The organism is Peribacillus sp. NPDC101481 (genome assembly GCF_044767165.1).
GTDB lineage: Bacteria > Bacillota > Bacilli > Bacillales > DSM-1321 > Peribacillus.
The window spans coordinates 1,249,297-1,261,476 of record NZ_JBIWNJ010000001.1 but is presented as its reverse complement, the minus strand read 5'-3'; the positions used below and the strand labels follow the sequence as shown (position 1 = coordinate 1,261,476).

Annotated in this window: 13 protein-coding genes and 1 other annotated feature (1 of these 14 only partly in view); of the genes, 12 read left to right on the top strand and 1 reads right to left on the bottom strand. The window is 43.0% G+C overall.

Annotation, left to right across the window (positions count from 1 at the left end; translation table 11 throughout):
* Window positions 1–333: 333 nt before the first annotated feature.
* The 9 genes from ACIROD_RS06070 (at window position 334) to minD (ending at window position 8,142) form a co-directional block, all read left to right on the top strand.
* Window positions 334–1,086 (top strand): prepilin peptidase, encoded by a 753-nt coding sequence (locus ACIROD_RS06070; protein ID WP_402938745.1) that lies wholly within the window; start codon window positions 334–336, stop codon window positions 1,084–1,086.
* A 306-nt stretch (window positions 1,087–1,392) separates the two neighbouring features.
* Window positions 1,393–2,361 carry a hypothetical protein gene (locus ACIROD_RS06065; protein WP_402938742.1) on the top strand — a complete coding sequence of 323 codons (969 nt, stop codon included), beginning with the start codon at window positions 1,393–1,395 and terminating at the stop codon, window positions 2,359–2,361.
* A gap of 191 nt (window positions 2,362–2,552) precedes the next feature.
* Window positions 2,553–3,122 carry a Maf family protein gene (locus ACIROD_RS06060; RefSeq protein WP_101222791.1) on the top strand — a complete coding sequence of 190 codons (570 nt, stop codon included), beginning with the start codon at window positions 2,553–2,555 and terminating at the stop codon, window positions 3,120–3,122.
* A 58-nt stretch (window positions 3,123–3,180) separates the two neighbouring features.
* Window positions 3,181–3,855 (top strand): RadC family protein, encoded by a 675-nt coding sequence (gene radC / locus ACIROD_RS06055; protein WP_101223484.1) that lies wholly within the window; start codon window positions 3,181–3,183, stop codon window positions 3,853–3,855.
* A gap of 148 nt (window positions 3,856–4,003) precedes the next feature.
* Entirely contained in the window at window positions 4,004–5,023 is a 1,020-nt protein-coding gene (locus tag ACIROD_RS06050; protein ID WP_034308871.1) for a rod shape-determining protein, read from the top strand.
* Window positions 5,024–5,148: 125 nt separating this feature from the next.
* Window positions 5,149–6,021, top strand: coding sequence for a rod shape-determining protein MreC (gene mreC, locus ACIROD_RS06045; protein WP_101222790.1), 873 nt, complete (start codon window positions 5,149–5,151; stop codon window positions 6,019–6,021).
* Complete coding sequence (mreD, locus tag ACIROD_RS06040; protein WP_402938739.1) at window positions 6,018–6,536, top strand: rod shape-determining protein MreD; 519 nt, start codon at window positions 6,018–6,020, stop codon at window positions 6,534–6,536. The genes mreC and mreD overlap by 4 nt, the downstream gene beginning before the upstream one ends.
* 116 nt (window positions 6,537–6,652) lie before the next feature.
* Entirely contained in the window at window positions 6,653–7,336 is a 684-nt protein-coding gene (gene minC / locus ACIROD_RS06035; RefSeq protein WP_230176797.1) for a septum site-determining protein MinC, read from the top strand.
* A 2-nt stretch (window positions 7,337–7,338) separates the two neighbouring features.
* Complete coding sequence (gene minD / locus ACIROD_RS06030; protein ID WP_402938734.1) at window positions 7,339–8,142, top strand: septum site-determining protein MinD; 804 nt, start codon at window positions 7,339–7,341, stop codon at window positions 8,140–8,142.
* Between the two features lie 127 nt (window positions 8,143–8,269).
* On the opposite strand, the gene ACIROD_RS06025 is transcribed toward minD, so the two are convergent.
* Window positions 8,270–8,713: a S1 domain-containing RNA-binding protein gene (locus tag ACIROD_RS06025; RefSeq protein WP_034308861.1), complete on the bottom strand. Its 444-nt coding sequence runs from the start codon at window positions 8,711–8,713 to the stop codon at window positions 8,270–8,272.
* 239 nt (window positions 8,714–8,952) lie between these two features.
* Between ACIROD_RS06025 and ACIROD_RS06020 the strand changes: the two genes are divergently transcribed.
* Genes ACIROD_RS06020 through ACIROD_RS06010 form a run of 3 tightly spaced genes read left to right on the top strand, consistent with a single transcriptional unit; the run spans window position 8,953 to window position 12,076 of the window.
* A complete protein-coding gene (locus tag ACIROD_RS06020) occupies window positions 8,953–9,702 on the top strand; it encodes a peptidoglycan DD-metalloendopeptidase family protein (RefSeq protein ID WP_402938731.1) in 750 nt (249 codons plus the stop codon).
* A complete protein-coding gene (locus tag ACIROD_RS06015) occupies window positions 9,695–10,561 on the top strand; it encodes a M50 family metallopeptidase (protein ID WP_101222786.1) in 867 nt (288 codons plus the stop codon). Before ACIROD_RS06020 ends, ACIROD_RS06015 begins: the two co-directional genes overlap by 8 nt.
* A gap of 42 nt (window positions 10,562–10,603) precedes the next feature.
* Complete coding sequence (locus ACIROD_RS06010) at window positions 10,604–12,076, top strand: Rne/Rng family ribonuclease (RefSeq protein WP_402940122.1); 1,473 nt, start codon at window positions 10,604–10,606, stop codon at window positions 12,074–12,076.
* Window positions 12,077–12,151: 75 nt separating this feature from the next.
* Window positions 12,152–12,180: a sequence feature (ribosomal protein L21 leader region), on the top strand (it continues 55 nt past the right edge of the window).

Sequence of the window (12,180 nt, the reverse complement as noted above, 5' to 3'; positions counted from 1 at the left end):
AGCGAGTGCCTGAAGTGGAAATCAACGTCCAAATTTGTACAAACCAAAAAAAACTGTAGACAAACTCGATTTTCAGGTCCTTTTCCCTTGTTAACAGAGCTGTTTGAAAAGAAAAAACTCTAATAGGGTGATTGATAACAAATCACCAAGTATTTTTGTTAAAATATGTTTATATATTGATTCTACATGATTGATGAATAGTAGGATCTACTTAATGAAATGACGGGAGGAATGAATGATCATGAAGAGCCCCAGTGACGATTACATAGCGGAAGGGACTTTTTTATTAGGGTTTCATAGAAAAGCAATCGAATCCTCATGCACTTTGTATAAATGATGGCTATCCATATCTATCTCTTCGTCTTCGGCTTAATTTTAGGCTCATTCTTTAACGTTGTCGGTTTAAGTGTTCCAGCTGGTCAGACATTTGCAAATCGTCGCTCCGCCTGCCCTTCTTGCGGGCGTACATTGACATTCTTCGAGTTGATGCCGGTTATTTCCTATATGTTGCAAGACGGAAAATGCCGGGGATGTAAAGCAAGGATTTCCCCACTTTATCCGATAGTGGAAATGCTGACCGGTGTTTTGTTTGCCTCTGCTCCCATATTCCTTGGCTGGTCGAGCGAACTCTTGGTTGGCTTGACATTGATTTCATTATTTATGATCATCTTCGTGACTGATGTCGCCTATATGCTCATACCTGATAAAATACTGCTTTTCTTTACGGTGATTTTTATCGTTTTAAGAGTCTCATTTCCGCTGTCGCCCTGGTGGGATTCAATTGTCGGGGCAGTGGTGGGCTTTAGCCTGCTGTTATTAATCGCAGTCGTGAGTCAGGGTGGCATGGGTGGCGGTGATATCAAGCTATTTGCAGTGATTGGCTTTGTACTGGGACTGAAGATGGTGCTGTTATCGTTTCTTTTTGCGTGCTTTTATGGGGCATTCCTGGGTTTCATCGGATTGCTGAGCGGAATCCTAAAAAAGAAAACACTTATTCCTTTCGGTCCGTATATCGTTTTTGGGACATTGACTGCTTATTTTTGGGGCGATTCCCTTCTGCGTTGGTATGTAACTTTTTTAAGATGAGCTTAAAGAACCAACCTGATCCAAGAGGAATTTGTCAAAAATCACCTGAACAATAGCTCAGTAGGGAACTATCCCCAATTGGCTGCAAGTGAAGCTGATTTAAAGAGTGATGTATGTAATTGGTGAGAGGCGATATTGAATGGTTTGTGAACCAGAAGTACCAGTACCTGGAATTCTATTTTCGTCACCCATATATGAATAGGGAAATTTGACGAAACCTATTAATGACAAGACGACAAAAGTCTTGTTATTTTTTTTTACCTCTATGTTAGGATGAAAAAAATGATCTGGAGGGGAGGAAAAAAATTGGGCAAGCCGGAACAAAGCAAGGGTGTAACGATTAAAATAAATGGGGAAGAAAAAGTATTTGCCGATAAAAAGGCTGAAAGTCAAGAGGCGGCGAGTAAGGAACAGGGACAAACAGACGAGAGTTTCGAATGGATACTCCCTGAGGATTCAAACGAAAACAAAATCGTATTGGTACCCTCACCGCCAAAGAAAAAAATGCCGAAACTCATCGGTTTTGGTACCAGTTCGCTGAAAAGTTCTGATAAAAGACCGATCAAGACATTCATGATCGCTGTCATTTGTGCTGTTTTTTTTGGGTCGATTCTTGGCTTGATCGCCGTTAAAACGATTACAAAGGAAAAAGCCGAAGTATCTTCGGTCGAGACCCCGGTTCCAACGAAAGCCACTGTTGAGGATAAAAAAGCGGCAGTGACTGAACCAGGAAACCAGCTGAAGACATTCCTTGTACAGGGAGGAGTATTCAGCAGCGAGGATGCGGCAAGGCAAATACAAAAGAAAATCATTGAAAAGCAGGTTCCTGCTGAAATTTTCAAATTGGAAGACAGCTATTATCTATTCTTGGGGTCGGCAGAGAGTCTAGCTTCAAGTAAGGAGCTGGCCTTATTCTTAAAGTCCTATGATGTGGACGTATATTGGAAGGAAATCAATTTTGAAGCGGCTGGGACAAGCCAGGAAGATGAGAAAACCCTCGACAAGATGAAGGAAGTATATACTTCCTTGGCAGAAACATCCGCAACCAAGCTTCGCGGAAAGGAAGGGACGGTAAACAAAGAAACCCTGAAAAAAAACTTGGATGAACTGAAGGCGGGGAAATTATCGCCGGAGTTTTCGAATATGAACGATGACCTGACCTCTGCCGCAAAGTCGATTGATGAATATGAGACTACCAAAAACGAAGAAAAGCTATTCCAGGCTCAAGAAAGTCTTCTTGATTTTTTATTGAATTACCAAAACAAATCGAGTTAAGTAAATAAAAGAAGGGGGGCTGCCAAATGGACAAGCTCCCCAATATGAAACCATCTGTGACACCTTTTTTATTTTCCGGGAAATACTTACAGGCATTTGTCGATTCCTAGTAAACAATAATTGTGGATTGCGCCATAATTTGATAGGATAGGTATGTATCTCCCTATGTAAAGAAAGGTGACTTTTATATTATGCAGCCATTGATTTTAGCTTCTTCATCACCACGTCGTAAAGAACTTCTACAATTTCTTCAAATCCCCTTTGAAAGCATGAATTCCAATGTCGATGAAAGTATTGATGAAAACATGTGTCCTGATGCAGCGGTGAAAGAACTGGCATCCCGTAAGGCGGAAGCCATCGCAGCAAAATTTCAGGAAAGCTGGGTAATCGGCTCGGATACCGTTGTTGTCCTTGATGGAGAGATATTGGGTAAGCCGACAAGCCGTGCGGATGGAAAAAGAATGCTGGAAATGTTATCGGGACGGACACATGAGGTATACACAGGTGTCGCCATTCTATTCGGCAAGCATCGCAGAGTATTCGCAGAAAAAACGGAAGTGACATTTTGGGAGCTGCCAGAAGCTGAAATCGAACGTTATCTGGATAGCGGGGAACCTTTTGACAAAGCCGGCGGCTATGGGATTCAAGGATACGGATCTCTTCTTGTCGAACGAATCAAAGGGGACTATTTCTCAGTCGTCGGGCTTCCGGTCTCAAGACTGGCCCGGGAACTTAAAGCGATGCAGCAAGAGTTAGAATGATCGATTTCCTCTGGCATCTTCCCTTTTCTAAGGAAGGGTTGATTTTTTGAGCGAAAAAATGTTAATACGGGATTACCCGAAAGAGGAGAGGCCGCGCGAAAGGTTTCTGCAAGACGGACCGCAGGGTCTCTCCAATCAGGAATTGCTCGCTCTGCTATTGAGGACGGGATCAAGGGAAGAATCCGTCCTGCAGCTATCCGGCAGGCTCATCAATTCCTTCAAGGGCCTTCGCCTGCTAAAAGAAGCCTCAGTGGAAGAACTGACCGTGATTAAAGGGATTGGTGAAGCGAAAGCGATTCAAATCCTGGCCTCTGTCGAACTTGGCAGGAGAATTAACAATTTGAATGATCAAGACCGTTATGTGATTAGATCTCCAGAAGATGGAGCCAATTATTGCATGGAAGAAATGCGGTTTTTATCACAGGAACATTTCGTCTGTCTTTATTTAAATACGAAAAATCAGGTGCTTCAAAAAACTACGGTATTCATCGGCAGCCTCAATGCCTCGATCGTGCATCCGCGCGAGGTCTTCAAAGAGGCTTTCAAAAGGTCCGCTGCCTCTATCATCTGTCTTCATAACCACCCCTCCGGAGACCCCTCTCCCAGCAGAGAAGATATTGAAGTGACGAAAAGGTTAGTAGAATGTGGTAAAATAATCGGGATTGAAGTATTGGACCATATCATCATCGGGGAGCATAAATATGTTAGTTTGAAGGAAAAAGGTTATTTATGACACTATCAAAATTTTTGACGATGCGATATAATATTGTTTATGATTTTTAAAAGAGGAAACTTTTTCAAAACTCTTATTGTCAAAAAACGACAAATTATTATTTGAACTTATAAAAAGGCATTTTTGTTTACGAAAGGGAGATACCATAATGTTTGGAATTGGCGCTAGAGATATAGGGATTGATTTAGGAACGGCGAATACGCTTGTCTATGTGAAAGGAAAAGGCATCGCAGTACGTGAACCATCGGTTGTAGCTGTGCAAACAGATACAAAGCAAATCGTTGCAGTCGGAAACGACGCGAAAAACATGATCGGCCGTACACCTGGTAACGTGGTTGCCCTCCGCCCGATGAAGGATGGAGTAATTGCCGATTATGAAACGACGGCTACCATGATGAAGTACTATATGAAGGAAGCTCAAAAGAAGGGCGTATTTGGCAACAAGCCATATGTCATGATTTGTGTGCCTTCTGGGATTACTGCAGTTGAGCAGCGTGCAGTCATCGATGCAGCAAGACAAGCTGGAGCCCGTGACGCATATCCAATCGAAGAACCGTTTGCAGCAGCGATCGGTGCGGACCTTCCTGTTTGGGAGCCTACAGGAAGCATGGTCGTTGATATCGGCGGAGGAACGACGGAAGTGGCAATCATTTCCCTTGGCGGAATCGTTACAAGCCAATCGATCCGTATCGCAGGTGACGAAATGGACGATGCCATTATCGTTTACATCCGTAAGAACTACAATTTGATGATCGGTGAGCGTACTGCTGAAGCGATCAAAATGGAAATTGGTTCTGCTGGGGATACGGAAGGCGTAGAAAACATGGAAATTCGCGGCCGTGACCTATTGACTGGATTACCAAAAACGATCGAAATTACAGCTGAGGAAATATCCAAAGCATTAAGCGACACAGTTTCTGCAATTGTGGATTCCGTGAAAAACACTTTAGAGAAAACACCACCTGAATTAGCGGCTGACATCATGGACAGAGGCATTGTGCTGACAGGCGGGGGCGCTTTGCTGCGCAATTTGGATAAGGTCATCAGTGAAGAAACGCAAATGCCGGTGATCATCGCTGAAAACCCGCTGGATTGTGTTGCAATCGGAACGGGAAAAGCGCTGGACCACATTCACTTATTCAAGACTAAATCAAGAGATTCGCGATAAGCATTACTTCTCAAATAGGGCCGGCTCAACAAAAGGTGCAATTTTGAGCCGGTTTTCTTATGTTTTGCTGTTTAATTAAATCCATAGTGTATTTTTAAGAAATTTTAGATAGAGGTGTAATCACCATGCCACAGTTTTTTAATAAAAAGCTCCTTCTCTTGCTCGTTAGTATTATCGTTCTCGTGGCATTGATCGGTTTTTCATTAAGGGAGAGAGAAGAGTTGACTTGGCCGGAGCAATTCCTGAAAGATACGACAGGCTGGGTCGGAAATGTGTTTAATAAGCCAGTATCGGGTATAACAGGTTTTGTAGGGGGCTTAAAAGACCTACAACATACATACGATGAAAACAAAAAATTGAAAGCCCGCTTGGATGAATATGTATTATTGAAAACGCAAGTCCAAGATTTAAAGGAAGAAAATGAAGAACTTCGCGATAACCTCAAAAAAGAAGATGACCTGCGCAAGTATTCGCCCACTCAGGCGACGGTCATTGGACGCAATCCCGACCGCTGGCATGAAATGCTGACGATTAATAAAGGGAAGCGCAATGGGGTAGAAAAAAATATGGCTGTCATCACGTCCAATGGGTTAGTCGGTAAGGTGAAATCAGCGACGGATTTCACGGCCTCGGTTCAACTTTTAAGCTCGATCGATAAAGCCAATCGTGTCTCATCGATCGTCCAAGGTGATGATAAAGCATATGGCTTGATTGAAGGATTCGATGATAAGAAGAACCTTTTGCTGATGAAACGGATCCCATATGATAAAAAGATCAAGAAAAATTCATTGGTCATCACATCCGGTTATGGAGGGATCTTTCCGAAAGGTCTGCTGATCGGGAAAGTTGTCGATGTTAAAGTGGATCAATATGGATTGAACCAGACTGCATATATTGAACCTTCGACGGATTTTTATGATATTAATAATGTCATGGTCGTTCAGCGCGAAGTGGACGGTGTACCGAAAGAAAGTGAAGGGGAGGATGAAGCTGAGTGAGATATTTCATCCTTTCTTTTATAGCCTTGGTTTTTTTTGTTTTTGAAAGCATCTTCGCCCAGATGTTCGCTGGAGATGCATTCGGGGCCGATAAAATCCTCGTGCCCCATTTCATGATCGTTTTCGTTTTTTTCCTGACCATGTTCGGCTCAAGGAAAATGGGTATGCTTTATGGTGCGATTCTTGGGTTGACTTATGATGTCGTATATACGGAAATCCTTGGGACTTACATGTTCCTGCTGCCTTTTCTTGCCTATTTGATATCGAAATGCATGAAAATCCTGCAAAATAATATATTGATTGCCTGTCTTACTGCGCTTTTATTCACGGCAGTTTTAGAGGTTGTCATCTTTCAGATGAATATCATACTCTCTTTTGCAGATATGGGGTTTGCTGAATTTGCGGAACGGAGATTGATTCCTACATTATTATTGAATCTCGCATTCATTATTATTAGCTGCTACCCTTTAAAGAGAATGATTGAAAAGCTTGATTTGCAAGGAGAAACGGAATAACGTTCCTGTGTCTTAAGAAGCAGGTGGGAAATGTATTTTCTCATTTCCGTGTACGTAGAAAAAGGAAATTTGTTTTCCTATGTCGAATTATATTTCATTGAGGTGAAACAAACGTCATGAATAAAAGAATTCAGCAAAATGTCATGATTAAGGGAACAAAAGACGGGTTTATGCTTCATCTCGATGATTCTTGCTCATTTTCCGAATTATTGAAAGAGTTAGAAGTGAAGCTTTCGGCAAACTATCAGTTTCAAGAAAATGACCCGTCCATTTCCGTAAAAGTACATACAGGGAACCGCTATCTTGATGAACAACAAGAAGAACAGATTAAAGAGGTCATCCATAAAAAGAAGAAGCTTTTCGTGGATGAGATGATTTCGAATGTCCTGACGAAGGATGAAGCGAAACGATGGAAAGATGAAAACCAAGTGACGACCGTGACCAAGGTGATAAGGTCGGGACAGGTTTTTGAAGTTCCCGGGGACTTACTGCTGATAGGGGATGTCAATCCCGACGGAACGGTTCGTGCGGGTGGCAACATATATATCATGGGACAGTTAAAGGGAATAGCCCATGCCGGATATAAAGGGAATAACGAGGCCATTATAGCTGCCTCTGTCATGAAGCCTGCCCAACTGCGTATTGCCGGAAAAGTGAATTTATCTCCTGACCAATATACGAAATGGGGACATGACTTGGAATGTGCCTTCATGGATGAAGAACAAAATATCATAATAGAAAAATTGCAAGTCTTAAAGAAATATAGACCTAATTTAAATAGATTAGAAGGGGGTCTCTAATCGTGGGAGAGGCAATAGTTATAACATCCGGTAAGGGTGGTGTCGGGAAAACGACCACCTCCGCCAATTTAGGAACATCTTTAGCTCTTCTAGGCAAAAAGGTTTGCTTGATTGATACGGATATTGGTCTTCGGAATTTGGATGTGATCATGGGATTGGAGAATCGCATCATCTATGATTTGGTCGATGTGGTCGAAGGGCGCTGTAAGATACACCAGGCGCTTATCAAAGATAAACATTTCGAGGATTTGCTTTATCTGCTTCCCGCTCCGCAAAATAGTGATAAAACAGTGGTGAATGAAGAGCAGATGAGGAAACTCATCAGCGATATGAAGCCTGACTATGATTATGTCATCATTGATTGCCCTGCAGGCATTGAACAGGGCTTCAGGAATGCCATAGCTGGGGCAGACAAGGCTATCATCGTTACGACTGCAGAGAGACCGGCTGTCAGGGATGCTGACCGTATTATTGGCCTGCTTGAAAAAGAAGAGCATATTGAACCGCCCCAATTGATCATCAACCGGATCCGCGGCCATTTGCTTCATGAGGATGAAGAAATGGATATCGATGGAGTTGCCGATTTTCTTAAGATTGATTTGATCGGCGTCATTCCTGATGATGACCAGGTCATTGTGGCAGCGAATAAAAAGGAACCCATTGCCTATAATCCGGATAATAGAGTTTCGCTTGCCTATCGGAACATTGCCAGAAGGATCCTTGGTGAATCTGTGCCCTTGACTCCAATTGGCAGCGAACCAAAGGGCTTCATGTTCAAATTGAAAAAATTCTTCAGCGTGCGGTAAATCTATATTCTTTTGTCAAGAAGCGGGGAGCATTTGATGCCCTCGCTTTTTTTTTATGCTTCTTGTGAAATAAAAAAGGCAAGCCATATACTGGCTTGCCTGATCTATATGCTAAAAATGCAGCGGGTTATCCGCGTCTTCCGCCTCTTCCGCCGCGTTTTGATTCGGTGCTGCGTTTAAGTGTCGATAAATTTTCTTCACTAGTCTTTAAAAAGCGCACCATTTTATCTTCGAAATTTTCCTTTGGTTGGAAATTACCTTTTGAACGAAAATCTTTAGAACGGCTATCCCCTTGGCGTGGTGGGCGTTTGGTATAAGAAGAGGTTTGCCCTTCGGGTCTATCTATAGCCTTTTTGATGGACAAGGCAGTTTTTCCGTCTTTCTCACTAATCACTTTTACTTCAATTTGGTCGCCTACTTTAAGATGGTCATTTACGTCTTTTACATAGCTATCTGCTACCTCACTGATATGCACAAGACCTGTTGAGCCTCCTGGTAATTCTACGAATGCTCCAAAATTAGTGATACCTGTTACTTTACCTTGTACTTTGCTGCCTATTTCGATTGACATAAAAAAATGTTCCCCCTCAATAATGTTAAAACCACTTTATTATAACAAATTCCGGGGAACAATATCAATCTCAATTATTCGATTTTCTGAATCGATTGCCCGAACCACCTTGGAAATTCATAAGTTTCAGTGAATTTTTCATCGGAAAAAATTTTTTAAGGGAAGTGCAGAATAGTCTGGACAAGTTGCTCATACGTTGTAATATAGCGCTTTGACATGAGCAGGGGGGGAAGTCTGGAATGGATGATCGCAGGAAAGATATCCGCAATCGTATCGCCAAGAGACGCAAGTTTAATGATAAACCTGCAGGAAGCAGTAGTTGGACGGAGATCAACAATGAGGAACCATATGGGATTGATTCATATAACGGGTATTCCGAAAAAGACCATCCGCTCTTCAAGAAAGAATATTTTTTCTTTAAAATCCTTGCCAGTGTATGCCTGTTCCTGATTGTCGCGGTGATGTTCAAACACCCTTCTGTGCGGCTTGACCCTGCCAGGAGTTTTGTCACGGAGAACATGAGCAAGGAATTTCAGTTCGCTTCAATCTCCAATTGGTACGAAAGTGCGTTTGGTAAACCAATCGCTTTTTTACCGAATGAAGCCAATACGGAAACTGTTGATTCGAATGAAGAATATGCAATGCCAGCTTCTGCGAAGATTACCCAAAACTTCGAGACGAACGGTGAGGGAATCATATTGGAAACGAGCAAAGGCTCAAAGGTCGAGGCCGTTAATGAAGGGGTAGTCATTTTTGCCGGTGAAAAGGAGGGGATCGGAAAGACGGTAGTCATTCAGCATGCCAATAAAACTGAATCTTGGTATGGGCAGCTGAAAGAAATTGATGTGAAATTGTATGAGTTCGTTAAAAAGGGCAATGAAGTCGGACAGGTTACACTAAGTGAAGATGGATCCATGGGCAGGTTTTATTTAGCGATAAAGGAAAATGATGCTTTCGTCGATCCTAAAAAGGTGATTTCCTTTGAGTGAATATGGGAAGTTACTGTTTAAAATCAGGGTGCATCCGACATTGTGGTTTGTCATTGGCATCGCCATCCTCACAGCCCATTTCGTTGAAGTGATGATGCTGTTGCTCATCGTCTTCATACATGAGATGGGGCATGCCGTCTGTGCGCAGCACTTCAAATGGCGGATAAAGTCAATCCAGCTTCTTCCTTTTGGCGGGGCTGTCGAGACTGAGGAATATGGAAACAAGAGTTTGAAGGAGGATTTGGCGGTGGTGCTTGCCGGTCCGCTTCAACACGTTTGGCTCATTGGCGCAGCTTTTCTGCTCTATTTCTTTACCATTATCCCATATGAGCTGTACCAGCCATTTTTGTATATGAATCTTATGCTGCTGATTTTTAATCTGCTGCCAATTTGGCCCCTGGACGGGGGAAGGCTGCTATTCATCGGTGTTTCCCTATACTGCACCTTTCTGGAAGCGCAGAAGCATACACTTCACTTTTCTGCAGTATTCGCTTTCCTTGCTTTTTTGACCTGGCTCATTCTGGATCCGCTCAATTTGAACATCTGGCTCATCATCTTTTTCATAAGTCTGTCACTCGTCATGGAATGGCGGCAGAGGTATTATGCGTTCATCCGCTTTCTTCTGCAGCGCCATTACGGGCATACGAATGATTTGGCGAAACTGAAGCCGATCTCGGTGGATTCACAAGAACCGATTTATAAAGTGCTGGAAATGTTTCAACGCGGCTGTAAACACCCCGTGATCATCATGAAAAACGGGAAAGAGAGCGGCTCGTTGGATGAAACGGAAATCCTTCATGCCTATTTTTCCGAGAAAATGACAAACGGGAAAATCGGCGACCTATTATATTCTTATTAAATATGTTATCCTTTCTTCAAATTGAGGAGAGGATTTTTTTTGATGAAAAAAATGATCGCGAACCTGGCTTCACGCGAAAAAAGAGTGGCTGTACTTGAGAATGGTGTTTTACGTAAACTTGAAATCATTCCGCCTCAAAAGCGCAGTACGGTCGGTAATATTTATCTTGGGAAGGTGACGAAGGTGTTACCGGGCATGGATGCCGTCTTCATTGATTATGGAGCAGAGAAAAATGGTTTTTTACACCGTGACGAGATACCCTCTTTCCAGCTGATAAAAAAAAGTGATGGGAAAGCATCGATCGGTCAATTTGTCCGTCAGGGAGAAAAGCTGCTAGTTCAGGTGACGCGGGATGAAACGGGCACCAAAGGAGCTAAATTGACTGGGCTGATCGAGTTTTCGACAGATTCCCTCGTATACATACATGGAATAGATTATGTTGGTGTTTCAAAGAAATTCAAAAACAATGATCTTCAGAAGCAATGGCGGGAAACTGCCTTGCAGCATAAAAAGCCTGATGAGGGATTGATTGTCCGCACCTCGATGGAGAACGAAAGTGAAACGGTCTTCCTTGACAGGTTAAATGGATTGCGGGAGCTCTTTAAAGGGCTTGAACTTAAGGCTGCGTCCCTCAAGGCCCCTTCCCTTCTCTATGAGAGGGATGAATACCTTGATATGATCATTTCCGAAATGTCGGGAACGGCGACCGGGGAACTTGCCATCGATGACTTCGAGGCCTATCGCGAGTTGAAAAAATGGATACAGGAAAACCGTAAGGAGTGGGAAATATCCCATGTATCTAGTACAAAGAATATTTTTTCCGAGTGGAATGTGGAAGCGCAAGTTGAGAAAATGGCCAAGAAAATCGTTTGGCTTGAGAATGGCGGATATTTAATTTTTGAAGAAACGGAAGCTTTCACCGTAATCGATGTCAATTCAGGTAAGTTCACCGGCAAGGTGGCGAAGGAAGCAACATTGTTTGCGGTTAATCAGGCTGCGGCGAAAGAGGTCGCCCGTCAACTGAGATTGAGGAATATCAGCGGAATCATCCTGATAGATTTCATCAATATGGAGCAGTCCCGGCATAAGCAGGAAATCATCGAAATCGTTAAAAAGGAAGCGGTGAGGGATGAGAAGCGAACCCAGGTCATCGGTTTTACGGAACTGGGCATTTTACAAATGACGAGAAAGCGAACCTCCCCGTCTTTAAGTGAGATGACGACGGTGCCTTGCCCAGTGTGCAGTGGAATCGGTAAAATCGAGAGCCCTGAAACGGTTGCCTTCCGGTTGGAACGTGAACTTCTGGAACACAGGAAGACAGATGATGAAGCGGTCTGGGTGGAGGCCAGTAAAGCGGTGGCGGACGTGCTGCTTGGTGAAAAGGAATCATATCGGCCGACATTGGAGGAATTGATCGGTAAAAAGGTATTCCTGTCTTTTATCCCAGGTTCGAGGAATGCTTACTCCATCAAGCGCTTCGGGAGCATTCAGGAAATCGGGAAGGCTTTCGAATGAAGGGCGGGAATTGTTATAAATATATTGACAGCCTTTCCTGTTTCATGTTAGGATTTTAATGTTATGTTTGTAGCACCCGTGCTACAACCGCTCAACATCAGGTT